The organism is Pelagimonas sp., from assembly GCF_050633425.1.
GTDB lineage: Bacteria > Pseudomonadota > Alphaproteobacteria > Rhodobacterales > Rhodobacteraceae > Pelagimonas.
This window is the reverse complement of the sequence record NZ_JBOEGM010000020.1, coordinates 315,517-340,675: the sequence shown is the minus strand read 5'-3', so window position 1 is coordinate 340,675 and position 25,159 is coordinate 315,517. Positions and strand designations below refer to the sequence as shown.

Genomic DNA, 25,159 nt, shown 5'->3' with positions numbered 1-25,159 from the left:
TCAGACATAAGCCAGCCGTTGGGAGTTGTCACGGGGAGGCTGTTCGACGCTCGTGCCCCATAGGGCACATCGCCCCGCCCGCCGTCCCATGGCTGTCGCTCTCTCGTTTGTCAAACAGGCACGGAGGGAACCGCGCCTGTTGATGTGTCGTGGCTTAGGGCATCAAAGCTTGATCCGGAACGCAGCAAAACCGTCGGCACCGTCACCGGCATCTTCGATCACCACACCTTTGACATCCCCAATGTAGTCGCGCGCCTTGGGCCCGGTTTCGAACAGAACCGAGGTGTCATTAAGCGGCGCAAAAGACCAGTTGGCATCGGCCTTAGGGTCAATGGTGCCTTGCTCAACAATATAGCGCACGATCACGTCGCGGTTGGTGTCTGGAGCCTCAAACACGATGGTGTCTTTGGTGCCCGGGAAGTTCCCGCCGCCGGACGCACGGTAGTTATTGGTGGCGATGATGAATTCCATATCATCTGTCACCGGCTCTCCGTTGAATTTCAGGTCGACGATCCGGCTTGCGGCCTCATCCAGCAGTTCGCCTTTGGGGGCAAAGCGCGACGGCTGGCTCAGGTCGATCTGATAGGTCACCCCGTCGATCACATCAAAGTTGTAGGATGGGAAGGAGGGGTTGAGCAAAAGCGCATCCTTGGATCCGGTTTCAATCTGGTTGAACATCCCGGCAGAGCGCTCCAACCAGCCTTTGACCTGCGCGCCAGTAACCCGCACGGCTCGTACAGTATTGGGGTACAAATACAGGTCGGAAACGTTCTTGATCGCCACATCGCCCACTGCCACGTCGGTGTAATATTCTGGGCCGCCACGACCACCGGCCTTGAACGGTGCTGCGGCTGACAGAACCGGCAGGCCTTCGTGCTCTGTGCCCTTAAGCATCTGTTCAACATACCATTTTTGCGCAATGGAGACGATCTGAACCGACGGGTCATCGGCAACAAGCGCAAAATAGCTGTGCAATGGCGCGGATGTTTTGCCGACCGCCCGGCGCACATAGGCCAGCGTTTCTTCGTGATCGGTCGCGGTTGCCGCCAACACGGCGGCATCGTCTTCGACCAAGGCCGTGATGGAGCGGTCTTCGTTGCGCTTTGAGATTGGACGTGTTTCCGACGTTGTGGTGATAACACGCCAGGCGTTGCCATCGCGTTCCAACAGCAGGTCAATCACCCCCAAATGCGAGCCCCAGAAACCGCCCATGACGGCCGGTTTGCCATGGAGTGTGCCTTTCTCGGCATCGACAGCGGCGAAATCTGCATAGGTGGCCGACGGGAACACAAGGTGCGAGTGACCGGTGACCAAAGCGTCGATCCCATCAACCGCCGCCAGCGGAACAGCCGCATTTTCCATTCCATCTGAATGATCTGCCGACCCAATGCCAGAATGCGACAGGGCGATGATGATATCGGCCCCTTGTTCTTTCATTTCAGGGATATAGGCCTTGGCGGTTTCAACAATATCACGCGCAGAGACATTGCCTTCGAGATGGCGGCGATCCCAGTTCATCACCTGGGGAGGGGTGAAACCGATGACGCCGACCTTGATCGGGTGGCTGTCACCATTGCCGTCAGTGACAGTGCGCTCAAGAATTGAATAGGGTTTGAACAACGTGGTGTCTTCCCGCGCGCTTGCCCCTTGTTCCTTGGCGATATTCGCCAGAACGATGGGGAACTCGGCACCGGCGGTCGACTTCATCAGGAAGTCTAGACCGTAGTTGAATTCATGGTTGCCGATGGTCGCGGCGTCATACCCCAACGTGTTGAACGCGGTGATGATCGGGTGCATGTCACCCTCTTTCATGCCGCGCTCATAGGCAATGTAATCGCCCATCGGGTTGCCTTGCAAAAAGTCGCCATTGTCCACAAGGAGCGAGTTGGTCGCTTCGGCGCGAATGTCATTGATAATCGAGGCGGCGCGCGACAAGCCAACCGTGTCACGCGGCTTGTCCGCGTAATAGTCGTACGGATGCACATGAACGTGAATGTCGGTGGTCTCAAGGATACGTAGATGGGCCTGATTGGTGGCCGCAGAGGCAGAGTATGGGTGCAGCGCGATGACGGTCGCTCCGGCTGTTGTACTGGCTAGAAACTGACGGCGCGTTAGCGAATTCAAAGACTTGGACATGAGTCACCTCTTGATTCTTATGATTAATCCCAAAAGCTGCATGACAGCGAATCTCAACAGGATTGTGAAAGGGTATCACATCCCCGTGCGTTTCCATCATCGATTGATTGCATGGTGTGATGGTTATTGCATCCCCAAGCGCAGCGCGGCACAGTCGCCCCAAACGGTCATCAAGAACGGTGATCATGACAGGTAACGAGACGTTGGGGCACACAGTATGAAACATGCCGAAGAGGTCACATTTGGCGGCTCTGGGCTTGACCGGGCGGCGGAGTTGCGCGGTGATATTCCGGCACTGGCGGCATTGATGCAAGAGGCCCGCGCGCGGTGTCTCCTGATTTGGCGCGGCAAGCCTATGGTTCGCGGCGATGGGGCGCTTGAATTGGTGCGGGTCCCGATGGATCATCCGGTTTTATCGGCGTCGCGCGACGCCCCGATTTTTATGGGGCGCGAAGATGATGGGGCTGCCGTTTTCGCTCATGAGTTGATCGCATGGGAGCCACCGGAGCTTGATGCCGAAGCAATGGGGCAATTCCTTGACCCGTCGGAACAACGCCACCCCGCCTTTGACGGCGACGAGAGATTTGCCGAATTGCGGGCCATTATGGTGCGTCTGTCTGCCCGCGATGCGGAACTCGCCGCGACGATGCGATCCATATTTGCCTGGCACGCCAGTCATGGATTTTGCAGCAAATGCGGGTCAAAATCTGAGCTGTTCATGGCTGGATGGCAACGGGTCTGTCCCGATTGCGGTGGGCAGCATTTTCCGCGCACCGACCCTGTTGTGATTATGTTGATCACACGCGGCAATAAAACCTTGCTGGGCCGCTCACCGGGGTGGCCCGAGGGAATGTATTCCTGTCTCGCCGGGTTTCTTGAGCCGGGCGAAACCATCGAAGCCGCAGTTCGGCGCGAAGTCTTTGAAGAAGCCGGTGTGACGGTTGGTCCGGTTCGATACCTCGCCAGCCAACCTTGGGCCTTCCCATCCTCGCTGATGATTGGCTGCCACGGAGAAGCGACCAGCGATGACATTACCCTTGATCCAAACGAGATCGAAGATGCCCGCTGGGTCACCCGAGAAGACATGATCCAAGCCTATGCCGGACAGCGCAAGGACATTCTTCCGGGCCGAAAAGGCGCAATTGCGCATTTTCTTCTGCGAAATTGGCTTGCTGACCGATTGGATTAACCATTTTTTTGGGGTATCAATCCACAAACAAAAAACAATAGGCAGGCGGGACAGATGGAACTGAAGGCACGCGAAGATATCGAAGCGCCCCTTGATCGGGTGTTTGCAGAGATCACTAATTTCGAAGGAATTGAACGGCAAATTCTGCGCCGTGGTATTGAGGTGCAGCGCACCAATGACCCGGGTGAGGTGGGGCAGGGGCTAAGCTGGCAAGCTGGCTTTAAATTTCGTGGCAAGACCCGCACCGCCGAAATTGAATTGTCGGAATTCAGCGCGCCGGAACAAATGGTGTTCCAAAGCGTGTCCGGCGGGCTTGAAGCGCGGACCACCGTGGATCTGGTGGCCCTGTCACGCACACGCACGCGGATCGGTGTTTTGACCGAATTCACCCCCAAAACGCTATCGGCGCGTTTGCTTGTTCAGTCCTTGAAACTGGCCAAAGGTGGTTTGGAGAAACGCTTCAAATCTCGGATGGCGCATCTGGCCGGTGATCTGGAAAACCGCCTCAAAGGGTAACGCCCCCCAAACTTGCAAAATCCATTCATGGAATTTGGGCGGGGAAATTTGGGCGGGGCGTGATCGCCGGGCATCCACGCCAGCTGCGACCCTGCCCCGCCCATTCAAGCCCTCAATGGCAAACCGCGCTTGCAGTTTGCAACACAGCACCGGGATGATCGGGCAGACGCAAGAATGTCACCCGCCGGTTTGCGGCAGCCTTTGGATTATACTCATCCTTGAGCACATGCTCGCCAAAACCGACCGGATAGAGCGGCAGTTGCACATAGCTCAGCTCAAGCGCTTGTGTCACCGACGCGGCACGGCGCAGCGACAAATCGCAATTGTAACCTGCCGATCCCACTGCATCCGTATGGCCGATCACCGCATAGGGTGTTCCTGACAGGGCCGGATCTTGCAGCGCCTGCACCAATTGCGTCAGCTTGCCCAGCTGATCGGCGCGAATGCCATCGCTGTTGTAATCAAATTCGATCGAGATCGCGACAGACGGCAGCGCAACTTTGCCTCCGCTGTAATTGGGGTCTTTGTGATCGCTGTGACCCACAACATGATCATCGACCGGCGGCGCATCATAGACCGGCGGTTTGGCCGGTGGTTCTGTGCTGATGGCAACTTTGTGGTCATTCAAATCCAGCACCAGCGTCTCATACTGAGGCACCACCGCGCTTTCGAACTGCACCCCATCGTCGCTTCGTCCGACATCGGCGCAATTCGCGGCCGAGGCGTCAAACATACAACGCGCCAAAGGGTTGGTTGGTTTGGGTTTCATCATTGGCACGGCATTGTCCGCGCCGGGAATAAAGATCTCTCCGCTTTGCGCCAGGGCCACCATCGGCAGCCCCAGGCAGAGGGCAGAGGTTGCTAGAAACTTCAACATCTGCTGTCTCCTTGTTAATGTGCGGTCACGACGACCGAGATTTGCGATTTGACCACATCAGGGTTGTGATCGCTGACACCTCGGTAATCGACCCCGGCGACATTGTGCTTGTCTTTGCCGTCGTCGCCCAGATCAAGCGCCAGCACCTCATTCACGACTTCGGAATACTGGTCCTTGGTCAAAGGCTTATGATCGGCGGCACAAGACACCTTCGAGGTATCGCGGGTGTGCAGGTCAATCGCGTCATGGCCACCGTTACACACCGCCAGAATGGTCTCCAGACCAGCATGGGTGGTTTTCAGCGTGCCACGTGGTGGGAACACATATTGCGAACCGCCCTTGATCACGATGTCATCCAAGCCGGGGAACGGATAAAGCACACAGCTCTGGTGACGATCATCAATCGAAATCAGGGTCAGGCGGCAATCATGACGCGGCTCGATGAACACTTTTAGCCCTTCGCCCACGGTATAAACCGGCTTGTCGGTGTAGACCGTCAAATGGCTTTGGCTTGGCACCGAATGCGCGACCGGATTGTGGGGTTTGTGATCAGGCTTGGCCACATCCGCATAGGTGGTGATCGGCGTGTCCTTCTTCGCAGGCGGCGCCGAATAGGTGGCGGCGTGATCTGCGGCAGGCGGCGCATAGGGCGTGTCTTTGACAACCGCGGCAACCGAGGCCGTCAGGTTGGCCGGGGCCTTGTGATCACCGATGATTGGGCGATAATCCGTCAGCTTCTCCAGCAAGGCGGGATAGGCCGCAGTCCATTCATCGCGTGCAATCGGCGACTGTTCCAGACGTGTCATCAGGCTGGCAAACTGGTGGCCAACAAAGGGCATACGTTTGCGCAGCTGATCCTCGTCCATGCCAAGCTCATTTGCGGCCTGTTGCAGGTCAACAAAGTGATCGACATGATAGACAAACAAGCCACGGATCGGCTCAAGGCCCCCCGCTGCGGTTTCCGGGTCAATTCCGGCCGAGCGCAACGTGTCGAAAAACGCGGCTTCGTCCTTTTTGAACCAATCCTGCACCACATCCTGACCGGGGTAGATCGCGTCGATGGTCTGACGGGCCTCAGACGAGAGGGCGAGATTGTTCAGCGCGACATCGCGCACGGCATCGTCATTGTACCGGATCCCCTTGGAATGGCAGGAGATGCAGCTGATACCATTGACCACTTCGCCAGTGCCGTCCGAATAATCGTCGTCGCGCACAATGCTGGTTGGCCCGACATCCAAACGCGTGCCTTCGGCGGTGTTTAGATAATAGGCGTGGAACCCATTGGGCAGGGTAAAGATTGACTCGCCACCATCATGGTTAAAGGCAAGCTCCTCGCCATAAACTTCTTTGGGGCCAAGCGGGTATTCAAAGAAGCTTTGACGCCCTTTTGATCCGGCAAAGTCGTAGGATGTCCAGAAAAATCCGGTTCCCAGCGCATGACGTTCGATCAGGCGGTTGTTGGTGCTGACGCCAGAATTCTGGAAGCCCGCCCGCACCACCTGTTCGTTGGCGATGTTTTTGGCCATATCAAGGTTCAACAACGCCTCAAGCCCCTGGACCGTATCCGGCATATCCAACAGGTCATAATAGAGCGGCGACACCGGCGCAGTGGCGGCAAACCAATCGGCGCGGATGATCGGAATATTGGTTCCGGCCATATGCTTGAGCGGGTTCAAATAGGGGTCGGTATCGCTGGTGTAACCATACGGGTAAATGGTTTCCAACTTGTGCCACTTATGGCTGTCCCAGTCGATTTCCGGCAGGTAAATGCGCATCAAAACGCCGTATTCATCAACCTTTTCCCATGTGTAGGGCTCAGGATTCCAGCTCAGCGCGTTGATCAGCTTGATCGTGGCCTGACGGTACCCCTCATAGTTTTCGCCGCTGACATCTTTGTCGTTGTACAATGGTCTGAGCGAGATATAGCGAATGCGGTCGCGGCGGTTTGTGGGCTGCTTTTGCAGGTCTTCGTGGGCCATGCGGTGCAGATCTTCGAGCGAGACAAATTTCTTCTCCTCGACGCCGTCATCCAGCTCATCAATCCACAGCTTTAAAACCTCAAGCTCTTGCGCCGTTGGGGTGCAATCCGCGTCCCAGCAATTGTCGGGCATGGGCGGAGATCCCCCGGCAATCACTTGATACAGCTTGGATTTGGTGTGATCACCCAGTGACACAAACTTGGGGTCATGGGCCAGACGGTTCATGTCCAAAACATGCCCAAACCCGGATTTGGCTTTGGTCAAACCTTCGTTCAAAACGCCGTCCTGGTGGCATCCTGCACAGTATTTGTCGAGCACCGCATAAGCGGCTTTTTCGTTCTCGCTGGCATCCATCGACAGGGCTGGGGCTTCGGCGCTGGCGGGGGCGGCGACAAAGGCCGTGATGGCCAGCACACTGGCGGTAAATAAATGGCGATGTCTCATATCAAGTCTCCTGCTACCGAGAGGGTGGCGAAATTATCTGCAACTGATGGAAAGGTACTTTTTCGAAGACCAGCCGCGCTGACCTGCGCGTCCGGCATAGGGCGACAAACACTGCCCCGAGATGCATTCAAGCCGTGCCCAGCCATTGCGCTGGGCCAGCACCCGCACCTGATCGCCCAAATAGATTTCGGTCAATTTCTTGCCTTTGGGTGATGGTTTGGAACGTACATTCAAATAGCCAGAACCAGAGGCGCGGGTGCGGCTGGAATAGGGATCAAGGTTCACGACACGGGCGCTGCATTGGCGCACATATGGCTTGGTGGCGGTCAAAAGCGGGCTATAGACCCACCCTTTGCGGCCGGTTGGCAAAATCACGTTGGACCATTTTCCCGATACGCCGATGACGCTCAATTTGGTGCCCGCGTCGATTTCGGTGAAATACGGGTATTGGGTGCCTGGTCCGGGGCGGACGTTCAGCCCGCCGTCGTTATTGTTGTCCGCATACATGATACGGTTGGAGGGCGCTGGCGCAGGCACTGGCGTTGGGGCGTTTGCAGAGCCACCTTGCCACAAAACCTCGGCCACATAGCGGCGCCCAGAGGAACAGAAACTATCGCTTGGCACCGCATTTTGCGACTTTAAGCGGTTGATCTGCCAGTCTGATTCCGATTTGGCGACGGTGCGGATTGTGATTGCGTAATAGCCATTGGTCGACTGGAACAACCGCACACCCGAGCGGTTTGAAAACCACTGTTTGGCAAAGGCGACGGCTTCGGCAATCGAGGGGCGCGATGCGGTCACGATATAGCACTGGCTCGATGGCAGGCGGTAAGAGCCTTTAACGATCCGGTAATTGTTATTGCTGGGAGGAGGCGTCGCGACTGGGGTCTCCAGATAGGTGATCCGGTTCAATACAACCCGCCCGATACAGGATGTGTTGCTGCCACAGCCGTCACGGGTCGCGGTGCGCCAGCTGGATTGTTCGCGCGCTGTGCTCCGGCCACTTTGGTTGCTATAGGCGCGGCTCAGCCGCTCATCGAGACCGGCCAAATAGGCATCGCCACAAATCGCTGTCTCTGTCGCATTCAAATGCGACGCGCTGCACCATGGGCGCAAATAGGTAACAGGTTTGGGGGGAACCGGCGTTGGTTCGATCGGGGCCGGCGTCACAGGCGGTGTCACTTCAGCGCTTTTGCATTGGTGGTTGATAAAGCTCTGGGCGAAGGGGGCAAATTTATGGCCCTGGCACTGCTCGGCATAGGCGCGATAGGCAAAGCATTCGCCATATCCCTTGGCCTCGGCATAGAGCGCATCACAAAGCGCACCGGCTTCGTCCTGATCGGGCACAGGGGCGGGGGGGGTATCTTTGGGCGGCTCAACGGGATCAACCGGCTCAGTCGGCGGGGTCGGGTCCACCGGCGTCACATCATCTTGTGTGGTCAGCGCCGCAACAAGCACGTCCGAGCGCTCAAGAATATCCGACATGGGAATGGCGAAATTGACACTGTCGCGCTTGGATCCGGCATGGTGCAGGCCGACAACCATCTGTAAAGACGCATCAATCACCGGCGACCCGGAATTGCCCGGCAGCGTATCGCAAGTGTGCAATAGCTTGGCATTGGACAGGGCAGGGTTGTTGGCTTTGCATTTCTCACGGCTGATGCGCTGGGCCTCACCCATGGGATGGCCGATCACCCAATAGGGATCACCATCATGGGGGGTGGCCGAAGCCAGTTTCAACATGCCAAATTCGGCGCTGGGATCGCCCAGAACTTCCAGCAGGGCGTAATCAAGATCTTGATGCGCCTCAACCGGCGTCGGGCTGACGGTGAATTTCTTGGTGCCTTCTTCGACACCTTGTTGGGTGTAGCCAGCGACAAATTGCACCGCGTCAATCCGGGTTGCCCCGGCGCGTTCATTGTCCAAAATCCCCGGAACACAGTGGTAATTGGTTAGGATATGTTTCTTGTCGACGATAAACGCCGTGCAGGGAAAAATGCCCTTGTCGGTTAAAATATCCAACCGCCCGACCGAATGTCCGATCTTGGCGAAAATACTTTGCGGCGAATAATTACGAATGCTCTCGTTATTGTAGTCCCCCACCGACAGTTCAAATTCGATGTCACCGGCGGCGGCAGATTGTTTGCGATTGAGAACGATATTGCCAAAATCGCCACGGTCAAATCCGACAATGTCCTGCGCCTGTGCCGGGTCTGATGCGGCGAGGCCTGCTATCAATGCTGTAATGGCGACAAAATTGCGCACGGAACTACCCTTTCAAAAAAGCCTTGTCTGGCAAGTGCTTTGATGATCGACCAGTCAGGGCAAATGAGTCAACGAGGGAAAACCTGACCCTAGGGTATCTGTTTGTGACATGTCAGCTTTTGACGTGTTCCACCGGCCCACCCTGAGCTTCCCAAGTCGAGAATCCTTCGCGCAAGTGGGAAACTTCGAAGCCCATATCGCTCAAGGTCGCCGCGCTTAGGGCGGATCGCCATCCCGACGCGCAATGCAGCACAAAGGTTTTGCCATCCCCGTCTTGGCGGGCAAAAATCTCTTTGAAATAGGGGCTGTCTGGGTCCACCCAGAATTCCAGCATCCCGCGCGGGGCATGGAATGCGCCGGGAATAAAGCCGGCGCGCTGACGTTCGCGCACATCGCGAATGTCTACAATCACGGTCTTAGGGTCATCCACGCGTTTGATCAGATCGGGCGTTTCAAATTCGGTGATGCGGGCGCGGGCGCGGGCAACCATTTCGGCGGCTGTGATTTTGAGTTTGCGCATCGGTGACCTTTCTCTTCTATGCGAGGGTCTTTTGCACCAGATTGAATGGCCAAATGTCTTTGCGCAAGCGCTGAAAGACACCCTATACGGTCAGGCGTCCGGCTTTCGTCCGCCGCTTAGGTGGCCGCAACTGGTCACAAGACCCGTGCCAAAAACGCCTGTGTTCGCTCTTGTTTGGGGGCTTCGAAAATCTGTTCCGGCGGGCCTTCTTCCAAGATACGCCCCTGATCGAGAAAGCAGACCTTGTCTGCCAATTCGCGGGCAAATCCCATTTCATGGGTGGCCAGAACCATCGTCATGCCTTGGGCGCGCAGATCGCGCAAAACGTCGAGCACTTCACCAACCAATTCCGGGTCGAGCGCCGATGTGATCTCATCAAAAAGCATAATCTCGGGTTGCATCGCCAGCGCCCGAATAATCGCCACGCGCTGTTGTTGCCCGCCAGAAAGCTGGTCGGGGAAATGGGTCATCCGGTCGCCCAAGCCAAAGCGATGAAACATCTCTTCCAACTCAGGGCGCAGCTCGGCCTTGGATTTCCCCATAATCCGACGCGGGGCCAACAGGGCGTTGTCCAACGCGGTCATATGAGGGAAGAGATTGTAACTTTGAAACACGATTCCAATGCGTTGGCGCACCGGCTGTGGGTCTTTGCCCGGTTCTGAAATATCATCCCCGTCCAGCAAAATCCGGCCGTCATCAATCGGTTCGAGCAGATTCATACAGCGCAATAGCGTCGATTTCCCCGAACCCGAAGCCCCAATCAGGCAGACCATGTCCCCTTTGGATATTGACAGGTCGATGCCCCGGATGACCGCATTGTCGCCAAAGGACTTCTGGACATTTTCAAGTCTGAGATCGGCCATCAACTGCGCGCCTTTGACTGTTTGTTCATCAGGTAATCCGCATAACGCGTTGCGGGAATTGTCAGAGCTAAAAATATCAGCGCAGCCCCGACATAGGGGGTGAAATTCGCCATCAGGGATTTGTAAACACCGGCTTGGCGAAAGATCTCAACCGGGCCAATGAAACTCAATAGCGCGACGTCTTTTTGCAAGGCAACGAACAAGTTCATATTGGCCGGAACAACACGGCGCACGGCCTGGGGCAAAATAACGTAACGCATTGTATCCGAAGACGATAACCCAAGCGACAGCGCCGCGTTACGTTGGCTGTCATGGATGGATTCAATCCCGGATCGGATCACCTCGGCCACATAGGCGCTATAGACCAATATCAACGCCAAAGAGCCCCAGATATAGGGCGAATTCCAAGGCCGTGGCAGGCCAAGCCCGGGGATGCCAAAGCCGATCAGGTAAATCACCAGAATGACCGGCAAACCGCGAAAAATATCGGTGAAGGCGATGGCAAAAAGCTTGATCGGATAAAGCGCCGGGCTGCGTAAATCACGGGCGATGGCAATGGCGAGCCCGAGCGCCGCAATCAAAGGCGCGCACCACAAAAAGATCGCCACATCCATGACAAAGGCTTCAAGCAATCCGGGGAATGTTTTGGCAAACACCGCACCGTTGAAAAAGCTGCGTTTGACGTTTTCCCAGCCGGGGGTCAACGGGATCAAAATGATGATCACGGCAAGTACCGCACATGTCGATAAGGCGGCGATCCAATTGGCGCGTTTGCGCTGTCGGGCCTCAAAAATCTGACGGCGAGTTTGTGTGGGCATATCCATCGGTCCTGTCAACGGCGGAGTCCTCGGGGCAAGGTGTCAGGGTCCAATATGGGATGCAAGAGGCGTTTAATATTAAGCGGTTGCGGCAGGTCTCACGCCTTGACAAAAATTGTGGCAATTCTCATTCCCTAGGACGATTTTAATGCCTGTAAAAGCACATGTTTTTCCACTTCTCCTTTTAAGCACATTGGCCCTGGGTGGCTGTATGTCTGACCAAGCAGGAGGCAATTCTGTGACAGACATGAGAACACGTGAAGTGGCGTCTGTTTTTGAAAAAGGTTGCCTCAATCCTAAGCGCAGTATGCGCCAAGCGATTGACGTTTTCCGAGCGGCCGAGGTTTCACACCGGGAGCCCTATACGCGGGGAAGTTCAAGCGCTCGCTCAAAGTTTTCGGCCGACATTATGATTGGTCAAGTTGTTTCCAAACCTGCCAAAGGGGATCGGACCTGGGACACAAGGTTGTTGTCTTGTCGGCTCAAACGCGTGGGGACATTCGCAAAATCAGCACATGCCGAAGCCATCGCGAGTTTGGCGCGACAAGGGTTTAAACCGTCTTCGCCGCAGGACGCGCTGACGCAAAAATCCTCTGGTCGGTACGAAGGTGTTTATCGTTTGGAGGGGCAGACATTCGATGTTTTGGTCTATGATCAGGTCGCCCGGAATCCGAGAGTGCGGCAGGTTGGGAATGTCAGATATATTCGAGGGAATTCTTACACGATCCTCAAGATCAGTGAGACGAAATAAGAGGCCCTGAAACACCGCTTTCTAACGGTGTGTTAACGAAGTTGACAGCTGTCAACTTCGTTAATTTTCAGTAACTTGGGTTAATAAAAATCTACTTGATCAGCGGGACGCCAGTCGTGGCTTGCATCCATTTTGCTTCGATTTCAGCCAGTTTTCCGTTGTCGGTGAGCGTCGTGATGGCGGCGTCAACGCATTCTTTGAGCGCAGACCCTTCGGCCATCAACATCCCGAATTGATCCGGGTTTTCACTGCGATCCGCCGGGAATTGGCCGAGCAAGGCACCGTCGTTTAGCACAACCGCCGAGAGATACAGAGCGGTGGGCAGATCAAACAGGGCGGCGTCGATCTGACCGGCTTGCATCGCGGCGGTGACATCGGCATTGTCATCATACAAAAGCGGATCTTTTTCCGGGGCGATCAAATCCTGAAGCATCGGGACCGCCGTGGTGTTGGCATCCGCCCCCCAGATCAACGACTTAAGCGAGGCAACATCAGCAGACGCCCCGCCATCAACAACCGATTTGGTGGTCAAAACAGCCATCGCCGAAGTGTAGTAAGGTACGGAAAAGTCGACCATTTCCTCACGCTCGGGCGTGATTGAAAACTGTTGCATGTTGATATCGAAGTCTTTGGCACCGGGCTGGATCGCCTGATCAAAGCTTGTGCGGATCCATGTGACGGCATCGGCGCCAAAACCCATTTCGGCGGCAACGGCATAGGCGACCGCAGCTTCAAAGCCCTGACCGCTTTCGGGGGCATCATCCATGACCCACGGATAATAGGCCGGATTGCCAGTGGCGATGGTCAAGGTGCCCTCGGTCAGCGTTTTGCCGGTGGCGCAGCTGTCGGCATAGGCGGTGGTGGCCAGCATCATGGCGGCGGCGGTTGTCCAGAATTTCATGATCATCCCTCACTGATTTGTGCCAGCAGTTGACCGGTCTGCTGCGGCAATGTCCAGTGTTTAGACATAGGAAAACACCCCACATGGGGGTGTTTTGATCACTTGGTAAGCCTTGCCCTGAGGGTCTGGACCTAGCTTGGGCGCAACCCGAGAATATCGCGCGCCTGCTGCCATGTGGCGACGGGGCGTTCGTATTTCTCGCATAGGGATGCGGCGCGTGCGACCAGTGCTGCGTTGGAGGGGGCGAGGGTTTTGCCGTCCAGACGGATGTTATCCTCAAGGCCGGTCCGCGTGTGTCCGCCCGCTGCAATGGCCCATTCGTTTACGATGATCTGGCCGGGGCCAACACCGGCGGCACACCATTGGGCGTCTGGCGCAAGGCGTTGCATGGTTTTGACATAGTAATCAAACACATCGCGATCGACCGGCATGGCGTTTTTTACGCCCATGACAAACTGAACATAGAGTTTGCCAGCGATATCACCCTTTTGTTTGCGCGCCACAGCTTGGTGGATATGCGACAAATCGAAGGCCTCGATTTCGGGCATAACGTCATATTTGCGCATTTCCGAGGCGAGCCAATCGACCAAATCCGGCGGGTTTTCATAGACGCGGGTCGGGAAATTGTTGGACCCGACCGACAGCGACGCCATGTCCGGGCGCAAGGACAACATGCCGCCGCGCTCGGTTCCGGCACCGGACCGGCCGCCGGTTGACAGCTGCACGATCATGCCGGGGCAGTGCTTTTGGATGCCTTCCATTAGCAGGCCAAACCGCTCTGGGTCGCTTGTGGGCGTGCCGTCATCTAGGCGGACATGGCAGTGGGCAATGCTGGCCCCCGCCTCAAATGCCGCCTGTGTGCTTTCGATTTGTTCGGGCACAGTGATCGGCACCGCCGGGTTGTTTTCCTTGCGCGGAACCGATCCGGTGATAGCAACACAGATGATGCAGGGGCCGGAGTCATTTGGGGTTTGCATAGATGGCCTCAGATGTCGAAGAAGACTGTTTCGCCGTCGCCTTGGACGCGAATGTCAAAACGATAGACGGTTTTGCCATCGCGGTCACTGCGTTTGGCGATCAGCGTGGCCCGGCGGTTTTCCCATTCGATCAGGTTGAGCACCGGATCGGCGGCATTGGCCTCGGCTTCGTCTTCAAAGTACACACGGGTGTTGAGACCAAGGTTGATGCCACGCGCCACGACCCACAGGTTGATGTGGGGGGCTTGTGTGGCACCACTGCGCCCTGGGACGGGCCCCGGTTTGATCGTGTCAAAGGTCCATTCACCGGTTTCAAATTCGGTGATCACACGGCCAAAACCACGAAACCCGTCTTCGACGTCGCCGCCGCCTTCGGGGTGGGCATAGTTGCCGTCGGCGTTCGCCTGCCATGCTTCGAGCAACACGTCCTTGATCGGCGAGCCAGTGCCATCAATGACAATGCCTTCGACGGTGATACGTTCACCTGCGGCGTTGGGCCCTGCAATGTCTTTGCCGAGTTCCTGGTCGTAAATGTCAAAGCCAGCAGCGCCGGGCGCTAGGCCAATGTGAACGTAGGGACCAGCAGTTTGAGAGGGTGTTTCTTTGAGATAGTCGAGCGGCTGTGCCATGATTAATTGCCCTCCAAACGGTTTTCAAACAGGGTTGAACGGCGGCCGCGCAACACAATGTCAAATTTGTAAGCGATTGAATCCAATGGGATTGTCGCATTGAGATCAAGCGCCGCCGTGAGTTGTTGAACGCCAGCAGGATCAGGGATGGTTTGTACAATCGGGCATTTCGCAATCAGCGGGTCGCCTTCAAAGTAGCACTGCGTGATCAAGCGTTGTGTAAAGCCCGAGCCGAAAATCGACACGTGGATATGGGCCGGGCGCCAGTCATTCACCCAATTGCGCCAAGGGTAGGCTCCGGGTTTGACGGTCCGAAAAAAGTAATAGCCGTTTTCATCGGTGATTGTGCGCCCGCAGCCGCCGAAATTGGGATCAATCGGGGCAAGATAGGTATCTTTTTTGTGGCGATACCGTCCGCCGGCGTTGGCTTGCCAAATCTCAACCATGGTGTTTGGCACGGGGCGCGCGTTTTCGTCGAGAACCCGGCCGTGCAGGATGATGCGTTCGCCAATCGGGCTTGCGTCATCTGCCGCGTAGTTGCGGATCAGGTCGTTGTCGATTGGTGAAATGTCCGAATGGCCAAAGCGTGGGCCGGTGATTTCGGACACGGTGTTGTCAAGGCTGATCGCCGCAAAGTTGGGCGAGCGGGTGACAGAGGTTTTGTAATCTGGCGTGAGGGCAGGGGCGTGCCACTGGCGGTCACGCTGGTAATACTCGGCTGGTTTCATGTCTGATCCCCTTGTTCCATTTCGGCGTAAGTGGCTTTGGCCAGTTTCAGCGCGTGATTTGCACGCGGGACTCCGGCGTAGATTGCAACGTGTTGAAAGGCTTCGAGCACGTCAGTTTTGCTTGCTCCGGTGCGGGCGGTGGCACGAATGTGCATCGGAATTTCTTCGAAATTTCCGAGCGCCGCCAAGAGCGCCAAGGTCAACATAGAGCGGTCGCGGTCCGAGATGCCATCGCCGGCCCAAACGGTGCCCCACGCGCTCTTGGTGATCAAGTCCTGAAACGGCGTATCAAATTCGGTTTTGGCAGCTTCGGCGCGGTCGACATGGGCGTCGCCCAGAACGTTGCGGCGCACCTGCATGCCGGTTTCGATGTCTGTCATCGGTGGGTTCCTTTAATACGGCAAGCCAATATAGTTTTGTGCCATTACTTTTTGCGCATCGCGGTTAGAACGCAAAAAGTCCAAATCTGCGCGCTGCATTTTGATGTCAAAATCGGTTTGATCGGGGAAACGGTGTAGGATGTTGGTCATCCACCAGCTGAACCGTTCGGCTTTCCAAATCCGGGACAGCGCTTTTTCGGAATAGGTATCAAGGCCAGAGGCATCGCCGTTGGCGTAAAATGCGGACAGGCCTTCAAACAGATAGTGAATGTCGCTGGCGGCGGTGTTCAGCCCCTTGGCACCGGTTGGCGGCACGATATGGGCCGCGTCGCCACAGAGAAACAGACGGCCCCAGCGCATCGGCTCGGTCACAAAGGAGCGCAGCGGTGCGATGGATTTTTCAATCGTCGGCCCGGTAACGAGCTTGTCTGCCATTTCGGCGGGAATGCGGCGTTTGAGTTCCTCCCAAAACGCGTCATCGGACCAATCCTCGGGGCTGTCGGTCAGCGAGCATTGGATGTAGTAGCGGCTGAGGTTTTCGTTGCGCATTGAGCAAAGCGCAAAACCGCGTTCGGAATTTGCATAGATCAGCTCGTCGTGCACGGGGGGTGTTTCGGACAAAATGCCGAGCCATCCAAAGGGATAAACCTTTTCATATTCGTTGCGGACGTCTTCGGGGATGGTTTTGCGGCTGACACCGTGGAACCCATCACAACCGGCAACATAGTCGCAATCAATGCGGTGCTGTTCGCCGTCAACCTCGTAGGTCACATAGGGGGCGTCGCTGTCGGCATCGTGAATTTGCACGTTTTCCGTATTAAAGACGGTCTGTGCACCACATTCTTCGCGCGCATCATAGAGATCGCGGGTCAGTTCGGTTTGGCCGTAGACAATGACGTGATCGCCCGTCAACTCTTTGAAATTGATTTCAAAATGTGTGTTGCCATCGGTGATGACCGTGCCGTCATGGACAAAGCTTTCGCGATCCATCCGCTCAGAAACGCCCGCCTTGCGCATCAGGTCAACCAATCCGGTTTCCAAAATGCCAGCACGAATGCGGCCGAGCACATAGTCGCGGGTTTTGCGTTCAAGAACGATATTGTCGATGCCCTGACGATGCAAAAGTTGACCCAATAACAGGCCAGATGGTCCGCCGCCAATGATTGCCACTTGTGTCCGCATGTTTCTCTCCCAGTCGTTATGATGAGAGTGACTGATATGATTTGACAAGTAAAATGACTTGTTCGGCCAAATACTTGCCAAAAAGGGAAAGTATTTGGCGAGGTGTGCCTTTTGAGTGCGGAGCGATGTCTTTACCCTGTCTGAGCTTTTGCGCTAACAGGCAGGCACCGGATCAGCGCCAAAGGATGCCCGCCATGAAAATTGCCCTCGTTGGAATCGGCAAGATCGCCCGCGATCAACATGTGCCCAGCATCACAGCCAGCCCGGATTGGGCGTTGGCGGCCACCTGTTCGCGCGCGGGCCATATTGATGGCATTCCGGCCTATACCGATCTCGAGGACATGATGTCGGCCCACCCCGACATTCAAGTTGTGTCGCTATGCATGCCGCCTGTGCCGCGCTATGAATTCGCCCGCAAAGTCATTGCGGCAGGGCGTCATGTGATGTTGGAAAAGCCACCCGGTGTGACCCTGTCAGAATGCCATGCCCTTGAAGACATGGCGCGCGCGGCCGGGGTGTCGATTTTTGCAACCTGGCATTCGCGCGAAGCGGCGCGGGTGTCGGCGGCGCGTGATTGGTTGCAAGACAAAGAGATCACCAAGACCCATATCACATGGCGCGAAGACGTGCGCACATGGCATCCCAATCAGGATTGGGTGTTTGAACCGGGCGGTATGGGGGTGATGGATCCGGGGATTAATGCGTTGTCGGTGATGACAAAAATTTTGCCGTCGCCGGTTCATTTATTAGGGGCTGAGTTGGAATTTCCAGCCAACCGCCAGATGCCAATTGCGGTGCAGTTGCAGTTCACCGGCAATACCACGGCGGATTTTGATTGGCGTCAAACCGGGCCTCAGACGTGGGATGTGGAGGTCTGGACCACTGCGGGAAAACTGCATCTGACCCAAGGCGGCGCACATATGACCATCGACGGGAAGGACGCCGGGCATGATCCGGCTATCGCAGGGGAATACCCGGCACTTTATGCGCAGATGGCGGATTTGGTTGCCAGAGGAGCAAGCGAGATGGATGTGTCCCCACTGCGTCACGTGGCCGATGCATTCATGTTGGGTAAACGCGTCCAGGTCGAGGCGTTTGACTGGTAATCTGCGTTTGCGCCACGTGCTGTCGCAAAGCTGTTAGAGCCTGTCGCTAAGGGTTGGCTTGATTGGGCCAACTTGCGAGGGTGACATGAAATTTATTCATCTGTCGGATATTCATCTGGGTGCGCCGGGCGCATTGATTGAAGGGCTTGATCCCTATGATCGCTTGGCGCGGGCCTTTGGCCATATGGCCGAGCATCACGCCGATGCGGCGCGATTGGTCATCACCGGTGATCTGACCCATCACGGCGATCCGGTTGCCTATGGTGCGCTTCAGAGCGCGCTCAGGGTTTTGCCGATGCCGGTGCGTTTGATGCTTGGAAATCACGATGATCGGCAGGCTTTTTTCAACGCGTTTCCAGACCACTCCAAAGATGAAAATGGCTATGTGAACCATGCCGAAGAGGTGCAGGGGGTGCGGTTTATCTATTGTGACACGGTGCGTGACAAATCCCATGCCGGGGCGTTTTGTGAACCGCGCCGCGCGTGGTTGGCGTCGCAATTGGCACTGGCGGAAACGGCGTATTTGTTTTTCCACCACAATATTCTGGATCTAGGCGATCCGTGCACCGATGAGCTGTCGCTGGATAAGGCTGATCAAGCGGAACTGCGTGCCGTGCTCAAGGCGTATCGCCACAAGATTGGCCACATCTTTTTCGGCCATGTCCATGAGCCGCTGTGTGGGACCTTGGCGGGCATTCCGTTTTCCGGCGTGGCGTCGACCATGCATCAAACGATCCCGGTTTTGGCTCCGTCTAACAAGTCACCTTCGGGCCCGCTTGAGCCGTCGTATCGGGTTGTCCTGCTGCGTGGGGAGGATGTTGTGATCCACCAAATCCCCTTTGCCTGGGACGGCGAGGTGACGTGGCATGGCAATGATTGGGGTGACTGGCAATAAGGCTTTGTCCGCTTGATCCGGATCAACGCGCCCCACTGGAATCGCATTAGCTTGGCGGTGATATGTGCGGGGTGTGCCCATGGATGGCAGAGTCGAAAATCGCGCTGACGTGGTGTTTCGTACCGAGGCGTTGACCAAGATTTACAAGACGGGTGATGTGGAAGTCCGCGCCCTTGGCGGGGTGGACTTGCGTCTTTATGCGGCGGAACTGGCGGTTTTGCTTGGGCCGTCGGGGTCGGGGAAGTCGACCCTGTTGAATATTTTGGGCGGGCTTGATCATCCGTCAGGTGGCAAGTTTTGGTTTCGCGGCAAAGAATTCACCCAGGCCACTGATCGCCAACTGACGCGCTATCGGCGCGAATTTGTCGGCTTTGTTTTTCAGTTCTACAATCTGGTCCCAAGCCTGACAGCGCGTGAAAATGTGCAGCTGGTTACCGATGTGGCCAAACGCCCGATGAAACCAGCCGAAGCGCTTGATCTGGTTGGCTTGTCCCATCGGATGGATCATTTTCCGGCGCAGATGTCGGGCGGGGAACAACAACGGGTGGCGATTGCGCGCGCGATTGCGAAACGACCCGAAGTGTTGCTGTGCGATGAACCGACGGGCGCGCTTGACAGTAAAACCGGGACGCAGGTTCTTGAGACGCTGCGCCGGGTGAACCAGGATTTTGGCACGACAACGGTGGTGATCACCCATAATGCGGCCATTCAGCAAATGGCGCATCGGGTGATCCGGTTTGCAGACGGCAATATTGCAAGTGTCGAGGTCAACGACAGCCAAATCGCCCCATCCGAGATCGTGTGGTAAACCATGCAAGCGCTTGATCTCAAACTGCTCCGAGACTTTCGCCGCCTGTGGATGCAAGGCGCGGCGATTGCGTTGGTTCTTGCGGCCGGGGTGGCGGTTATTTTGATGTCGGTCGGAATGAGCCGGGCGTTAAACGAGACACGCGCGACCTATTATGACCAGCATAGATTTGCGCATGTTTTTGCCTCGGCGCGGCGGGCCCCGGACAGTTTGATGAGTGAGTTGCGCGCTATCGACGGTGTGGCACAGATTGAAGCGCAGGTGCGCAGTTACGCTGTGCTCGATATTCCCGGCAAGGCAAAATCGGCCACCGGGTTGCTGATTTCGCGGCCCGAAGACGGCGAGCCATTGCTGAACGTGCCGTTGCTGCGCAGCGGTCGCTGGCCGATGGCATCGGGTGAAGTGGTGGTGAACGAACCGTTCGCCGATGCAAATGGCTTTGAACTTGGGGATCAGTTTGGGGTCAATCTGAACGGTCGGAAACAGCAACTGACCATCATTGGCACAGCGCTATCGCCTGAGTTTGTCTATACAATCGGTCCCGGTGCCTTGATTCCACAAAACGAAAGCTTTGGGATTTTGTGGTTGCCCGATGACGTGATGGATGCCGGGTTTGGGATGTCTGGGGCGTTCAATTCGCTGGCTATGACGGTGCTGCCACGCGCGTCGATTGAGCCGATCAAAGATCAGGTGGAACACCTGCTTGATCCCTATGGAGCGGCAACGCCGATGGGGCGTGACCAGCAGCAATCCAACGCGTTTCTGGAAACCGAGATCACCCAGCTTGAAGTGCTGGCCTATGTTTTGCCGCCGGTGTTTTTGGGGATCACGGTGTTTTTGGTCAACATGGTGATGGGCCGGATCGTGCAATTGGAACGCGCCGAGATTGGGCTGCTCAAGGCGGTTGGCTACACGGACCTTGAGATTTGCCTGCACTATCTGATGTTGGCCGGGTTGATTGCCTTGATCGGTGTTGGTGTTGGCTGGGGCGCGGGCACCTGGTTGGCGCAAAGCATGGCGCGAATTTACGCTCAGTATTACAGCTTTCCGTTTTTGGTCTTTGGCGTGCCGTGGTCGGTCTATGCATTTTCAGCGGTCTTGGGCTTGGCGGCGACGTCGGTCGGGGCGCTGCGCAGCGCGCTGGGCGCGGCGCGTTTGGCCCCGGCTGTCGCAATGTCCCCGCCCGCGCCGCCCAATTACAAGCGCAATATCGTCGACTGGGCCGTTGCGAAAATACGCCTGTCACAGCCCAGCCGCATGATTTTGCGCAGCCTTATGCGATGGCCGTTGCGCGCAGCCATGACAATGCTTGGCATGGCCTTGGCGGTTTCGGTGTTGGTCGCGTCGAACTTTTTCCCTGATTCAATGGATGAGATCATCGACACCGCGTTTTACCAATCGAACCGGCAAGATGTCTTGCTGTTGTTTGATCCAGACGTGCCATTGGCGGCGTTGGATGAGGTTGCGCGCCTGCCGGGGGTGCTTCAGGTCGAGCCGCAGCAATACCAACCCGCGACCTTGTCGCGCGGGCCTTTTGAGAAGCAGGTCAGCCTGACGTCATCGCCCAAAGGGTCAGATTTGGCACGGGTGATTGATGGCGACGGCCGGGTGATCACACCCGATCCCCATGGTGTCATGTTGTCGGATCGTCTGGCCAAAGCGCTCCATGCTGAAATTGGTGACATGGTGCAGATCCGTTTTGAAAACGGCCGACGCGAGACCTATGACCTGCCGGTTTCGGGCATTGTGACCCAGTTTTTCGGCCTTGGGGCCTATGTGGACCTGAACGCGCTGAACCGGCTGTTGCGTCAGTCTGACCGAACCACCACCGTCAACGTCACCTTGGCCGATCCTGACGCCGCCGAGGCCTTTGAAGACAGGATCAAGGACTTTCCGCGGTTAATGGGCACCATCAACATGACCGAGAACCGCAAGAGCTTTCTTGAAACGCTATCGAGCAATATTCTGGTGATGACCACGGTTTACGCGATCCTTGGCACCATCATTACGGTTGGCGTGGCTTATAATGCGACCCGCGTGCAGCTGTCTGAGCGGGCGCGGGAACTGGCCAGCCTGCGCATCCTTGGCTTTAGCAAGGGTGAGGTGGCCTATATTCTGGCTGGTGAAGTGTTGCTGCTTGCGCTGATTGCACAGCCGGTGGGGTGGTGGATCGGCGGCGGTATTGCCCGCCTGATGACCGACGGGTTTTCCTCTGATCTCTATTCCATGCCGCTTGTGTTGAGCGGGGCCACCTATGCCAAGGCGAGCCTGATTGTGCTGGGTGCAGCGGTGATTTCTGTGGCGCTGGTGGCGCGGCGTTTGACGCGGCTTGATCTTATTTCTGTTATGAAAACAAGGGAATGACACGATGACACTCTCTTTGCGAACTGTAGGCCTTTCGGCGCTTGGCCTTGCAATTGTTGCGGGGTTGGTTTCGACCGCATTTGGCGATGATCCAGTCGCGGTCGACATGGCGCGCCTGACGCGCGGTGATCTGAGCGTGACGGTAAATGCCGAAGGCAAAACCCGGATCCGCGACATCTATGAAGTCTCAGCGCCGATCAGTGGCACGGTGCAACGCCTGCCGGTGGCCGTTGGCGATGTGGTTGTCGCGGGTGAAACCATGGTGGCGCAGGTTGAGCCCGCCACCGCACCGCTTTTGGACGCCCGATCGCGAGCACAAGCCGAAGCCGCGTTGCACGAAGCGGAGGCCTCGGTGGAATATGCCAAGGCCGAGCAAGCCCGAACACAAGCGGCTGAAACCTATGCTCAGGCCCAGATGGATCGGGCCGAAGCCTTGGCCAAAAGCGGCACGGCCTCGCTCACCCATTTGGAGGATGCGGCACAGCGGTTGGCGCTGGCCCAAGCCGTCCATGCCTCGGCAAAGGCGCGTTTGTCGATGTCGGAGGCTGCTGTTGAGCGGGCCAAAGCGGCGCTGGCCGAACCGGAATTACACAGGGGCAATGGCAAGTGTTGTTTGCCAATCCTATCCCCGGCGGATGGTGTTGTTGTCGCAATAAACGGGAGCAGCGAACGCCCGGTTCAAGCCGGTGCGCCCTTGTTGAGCGTGGGCGATCCGCGCGATTTGGAGCTTGTGGTTGATCTGCTGTCCTCGGAGGCGACGCGCCTTGTTGCCGGTGCCCCCGCATCGGTTGAGCGCTGGGGCGGGGCAGCGCTGGATGCGGAGTTGAAGCTGATCGAGCCAGCAGCGCGCACGGTGGTCTCGGCGCTTGGGATCGAAGAGCAACGGGTGGATGCGGTTTTGGACTTTGTGTCGGACCCGCAGGACTGGACCGGGCTAGGAGAGGCCTTTGCCGTGTATGTTCGGATTGAGGAGTGGCACAGCAAAGATGTGCTGTTGATCCCATTGTCAGCGGTTTTTCAAAGGGATGGTCAATGGCTGACCTATGTGAACGACGCAGGCAAAGCCCGTGAGACCGCAATTGATCTGGGGCGGCGCGATGGCCGTCATGCGGAAGTCTTGAGTGGGATCGAGGCCGGGGCAGAGGTGATCATGCATCCCCCCGATAGCGTTCTGGAGGGCACGCTTATCACCCTGCGCGTGCAATCGTGAAAGGCGAATTGATACACTCGGCTGTTACAAACCATGTGATATTTTGGACTGGTGGCGATTCGACCTGAAACGGGGTGATTCGCCTGTTGATCGCGGATTTCACCGAATTTTCGCCCCTGTTCGCAGCGGCGATCTGTCTACGTGGGCATTTGTAAAGCAAAACGTGTAGCAATAATGGATCAATTTTTGTCTTCGGGCTGCGGTCAGCGGTTGACCGGACGTGTTTGGTTTCACACTATCGTCTCATCACCTGCACATTAGGCAGGAAAAAAATTAAGGGAGGAAATTGAAAATGATGCATGTCAAAGGGATGACTGCGCGCTCAGTTGCAGCGGGTTCTGTGTCTGCGATTGCGATGCTGGTTGCCGGGGCCGTATCGGCTGCCGAGATTGATTTGATGATCTCAGACGTCGACGGCAAAGCCGGTCTGGTGAAAGAATTGGCCGAGCGTTATCAGGAAGCTAATCCAGACACCAAGATCACCATCAACGCTGTTGGATATAACGTCATTCGCGAACAGCTGGCTGTTCAGCTAGAGGCCGGCACCGGCCCTGATCTGGCCTTTGTCACCAACTTGGGCGGTTTGAACCCGTTCTATGTGGATCTGACCCCGCATGTGGATGCGGCCGAGTGGGAAGCCAACTATGGCGCGGTGCTGCCGTGGTATCGTGCAGGCGCACCGGATGGTATTTTCGGTTTCCACACTGAAATGACCGTGACCGGCCCTTATGTGAACCTGACCATGTTTGAAGAAGCTGAGGTCGAGATTCCTGCGGCTGGCGCGACTTGGGAAGAGTGGGCGGATGCCACGCAACAAGTTATGGACAACACCGGATCCTATGCCGGTATGGTCATGGACCGTTCGGGCCACCGCATGGCGGGCCCCGCGATGTCTTACGGCGCGGCGTATTTCAGCCCCGATGGGAAGCTGATTGCGGATGACGGTTTCAAAGCCTTCTCGCAGCTGATGATTGATTGGCACACATCGGGCTTGATGCCACCAGACGTCTGGCCTGCGGTTTCGGGTGCCAAATACGCCAATGGCAACGAAATGTTCTTCAACTCGGACGTGCCTTTTTACATGTCTGGCTCATGGAACACCGGCAACGTACAATCCAACGTCGGCGACAAGTTTGACTGGACCGTGGCACCCGTGCCCTGTGGCCCAGCGGGTTGCGGCGTGATGCCAGGCGGTTCCGGTCTTGTTGCGTTTAAATCAGGTGACGCAGCCCAAGAAGAAGCGGCCGCCAAGTTTGTTGCTTGGATGGGCAGCACCGACATCGCACGCGAATGGTATTCCAAAACCTTCGCGATTCCTGCGCATGCCGGTCTTCAGGCCGAAGGGCTTGATTACATTGGCAATGGCGCAAGCCAAGCCGTGTCTGATGGTCTTGCCGCCTTTACCGCGATGGCAGCCACTGCCGCTGAACAAACACCACAAGCCTACCAGCTGCAGGGCAGCCCAAAGGGTTTTGTGATGTATAACGCAACGGTTCAGTATGTTGGCGCAGCCCTGAACGGTGAGCTGTCCTTGGATGAGGCCATGGCCAAAGTTCAAGAAGAGCTGGACACAAACGCAAACCAGTAAGGCGTTTTAAAATGGGGCGGGTGCCTATGCGGT

Annotated in this window: 22 protein-coding genes; 9 read left to right on the top strand and 13 right to left on the bottom strand. The window is 56.6% G+C overall.

The genetic code is table 11. The annotated features are described in order from the left end of the window. Positions 1-162: 162 nt before the first annotated feature. Positions 163-2,136 carry a bifunctional 2',3'-cyclic-nucleotide 2'-phosphodiesterase/3'-nucleotidase gene (locus tag ACRBB0_RS17370; protein WP_431375714.1) on the bottom strand — a complete coding sequence of 658 codons (1,974 nt, stop codon included), beginning with the start codon at positions 2,134-2,136 and terminating at the stop codon, positions 163-165. A 217-nt stretch (positions 2,137-2,353) separates the two neighbouring features. Here ACRBB0_RS17370 and nudC point away from each other — a divergent pair, with 217 nt between their 5' ends. Beyond that, positions 2,354-3,325: an NAD(+) diphosphatase gene (gene nudC, locus ACRBB0_RS17365; protein ID WP_431375713.1), complete on the top strand. Its 972-nt coding sequence runs from the start codon at positions 2,354-2,356 to the stop codon at positions 3,323-3,325. 54 nt (positions 3,326-3,379) lie between these two features. Then, positions 3,380-3,841, top strand: a complete 462-nt coding sequence (locus tag ACRBB0_RS17360) for an SRPBCC family protein (RefSeq protein WP_431375712.1) — start codon at positions 3,380-3,382, stop codon at positions 3,839-3,841. 112 nt (positions 3,842-3,953) lie between these two features. On the opposite strand, the gene ACRBB0_RS17355 is transcribed toward ACRBB0_RS17360, so the two are convergent. From ACRBB0_RS17355 to ACRBB0_RS17330, 6 genes are all read right to left on the bottom strand, one after another. Beyond that, positions 3,954-4,718 (bottom strand): OmpA family protein, encoded by a 765-nt coding sequence (locus ACRBB0_RS17355; protein WP_431375711.1) that lies wholly within the window; start codon positions 4,716-4,718, stop codon positions 3,954-3,956. A gap of 14 nt (positions 4,719-4,732) precedes the next feature. Beyond that, the gene (locus ACRBB0_RS17350; RefSeq protein ID WP_431375710.1) at positions 4,733-7,141 is read right to left on the bottom strand and encodes a hypothetical protein; all 2,409 of its coding nucleotides are present in this window, start codon (positions 7,139-7,141) and stop codon (positions 4,733-4,735) included. 33 nt (positions 7,142-7,174) lie between these two features. Beyond that, positions 7,175-9,406, bottom strand: a complete 2,232-nt coding sequence (locus ACRBB0_RS17345) for an SH3 domain-containing protein (protein WP_431375709.1) — start codon at positions 9,404-9,406, stop codon at positions 7,175-7,177. A 112-nt stretch (positions 9,407-9,518) separates the two neighbouring features. Next, positions 9,519-9,926: a rhodanese-like domain-containing protein gene (locus ACRBB0_RS17340; protein WP_431375708.1), complete on the bottom strand. Its 408-nt coding sequence runs from the start codon at positions 9,924-9,926 to the stop codon at positions 9,519-9,521. Positions 9,927-10,060: 134 nt separating this feature from the next. Beyond that, positions 10,061-10,789 (bottom strand): amino acid ABC transporter ATP-binding protein, encoded by a 729-nt coding sequence (locus ACRBB0_RS17335; RefSeq protein ID WP_431375707.1) that lies wholly within the window; start codon positions 10,787-10,789, stop codon positions 10,061-10,063. Beyond that, entirely contained in the window at positions 10,789-11,607 is an 819-nt protein-coding gene (locus tag ACRBB0_RS17330; RefSeq protein WP_431375706.1) for an amino acid ABC transporter permease, read from the bottom strand. The genes ACRBB0_RS17335 and ACRBB0_RS17330 overlap by 1 nt, the downstream gene beginning before the upstream one ends. A 238-nt stretch (positions 11,608-11,845) precedes the next feature. On the opposite strand from ACRBB0_RS17330, the gene ACRBB0_RS17325 reads away from it, so the two are divergent. Next, the gene (locus tag ACRBB0_RS17325; protein WP_431375705.1) at positions 11,846-12,358 is read left to right on the top strand and encodes a hypothetical protein; all 513 of its coding nucleotides are present in this window, start codon (positions 11,846-11,848) and stop codon (positions 12,356-12,358) included. A 91-nt stretch (positions 12,359-12,449) separates the two neighbouring features. Here ACRBB0_RS17325 and ACRBB0_RS17320 read toward each other — a convergent pair whose 3' ends face one another. The 6 genes from ACRBB0_RS17320 to pobA all read right to left on the bottom strand — a co-directional run bounded on the left by ACRBB0_RS17320 (position 12,450) and on the right by pobA (position 17,155). After that, positions 12,450-13,259 (bottom strand): ABC transporter substrate-binding protein, encoded by an 810-nt coding sequence (locus ACRBB0_RS17320; RefSeq protein ID WP_431375704.1) that lies wholly within the window; start codon positions 13,257-13,259, stop codon positions 12,450-12,452. Positions 13,260-13,390: 131 nt separating this feature from the next. Continuing rightward, positions 13,391-14,236 (bottom strand): 3-keto-5-aminohexanoate cleavage protein, encoded by an 846-nt coding sequence (locus ACRBB0_RS17315; RefSeq protein ID WP_431375703.1) that lies wholly within the window; start codon positions 14,234-14,236, stop codon positions 13,391-13,393. A gap of 8 nt (positions 14,237-14,244) precedes the next feature. Continuing rightward, the gene (pcaG, locus tag ACRBB0_RS17310; RefSeq protein WP_431375702.1) at positions 14,245-14,865 is read right to left on the bottom strand and encodes a protocatechuate 3,4-dioxygenase subunit alpha; all 621 of its coding nucleotides are present in this window, start codon (positions 14,863-14,865) and stop codon (positions 14,245-14,247) included. Between the two features lie 2 nt (positions 14,866-14,867). Further along, entirely contained in the window at positions 14,868-15,593 is a 726-nt protein-coding gene (gene pcaH / locus ACRBB0_RS17305; protein ID WP_431375701.1) for a protocatechuate 3,4-dioxygenase subunit beta, read from the bottom strand. Then, complete coding sequence (pcaC, locus tag ACRBB0_RS17300) at positions 15,590-15,973, bottom strand: 4-carboxymuconolactone decarboxylase (RefSeq protein ID WP_431375700.1); 384 nt, start codon at positions 15,971-15,973, stop codon at positions 15,590-15,592. The genes pcaH and pcaC overlap by 4 nt, the downstream gene beginning before the upstream one ends. Before the next feature lie 12 nt (positions 15,974-15,985). Then, positions 15,986-17,155, bottom strand: a complete 1,170-nt coding sequence (gene pobA, locus ACRBB0_RS17295; RefSeq protein ID WP_431375699.1) for a 4-hydroxybenzoate 3-monooxygenase — start codon at positions 17,153-17,155, stop codon at positions 15,986-15,988. Positions 17,156-17,349: 194 nt separating this feature from the next. Between pobA and ACRBB0_RS17290 the strand changes: the two genes are divergently transcribed. The 6 genes from ACRBB0_RS17290 (at position 17,350) to ACRBB0_RS17265 (ending at position 25,126) form a co-directional block, all read left to right on the top strand. Beyond that, positions 17,350-18,261, top strand: a complete 912-nt coding sequence (locus tag ACRBB0_RS17290; protein WP_431375698.1) for a Gfo/Idh/MocA family protein — start codon at positions 17,350-17,352, stop codon at positions 18,259-18,261. Between the two features lie 85 nt (positions 18,262-18,346). After that, on the top strand, positions 18,347-19,156 hold the full coding sequence (locus ACRBB0_RS17285) for a metallophosphoesterase (RefSeq protein WP_431375697.1): 810 nt from the start codon (positions 18,347-18,349) through the stop codon (positions 19,154-19,156). A gap of 79 nt (positions 19,157-19,235) precedes the next feature. Next, entirely contained in the window at positions 19,236-19,964 is a 729-nt protein-coding gene (locus tag ACRBB0_RS17280) for an ABC transporter ATP-binding protein (RefSeq protein WP_431375696.1), read from the top strand. Between the two features lie 3 nt (positions 19,965-19,967). Continuing rightward, positions 19,968-22,328 (top strand): FtsX-like permease family protein, encoded by a 2,361-nt coding sequence (locus tag ACRBB0_RS17275; protein WP_431375695.1) that lies wholly within the window; start codon positions 19,968-19,970, stop codon positions 22,326-22,328. A gap of 4 nt (positions 22,329-22,332) precedes the next feature. Next, positions 22,333-23,538, top strand: coding sequence for an efflux RND transporter periplasmic adaptor subunit (locus tag ACRBB0_RS17270; RefSeq protein ID WP_431375694.1), 1,206 nt, complete (start codon positions 22,333-22,335; stop codon positions 23,536-23,538). Positions 23,539-23,830: 292 nt separating this feature from the next. Then, complete coding sequence (locus ACRBB0_RS17265) at positions 23,831-25,126, top strand: ABC transporter substrate-binding protein (protein WP_431375693.1); 1,296 nt, start codon at positions 23,831-23,833, stop codon at positions 25,124-25,126. Positions 25,127-25,159: the final 33 nt, after the last annotated feature.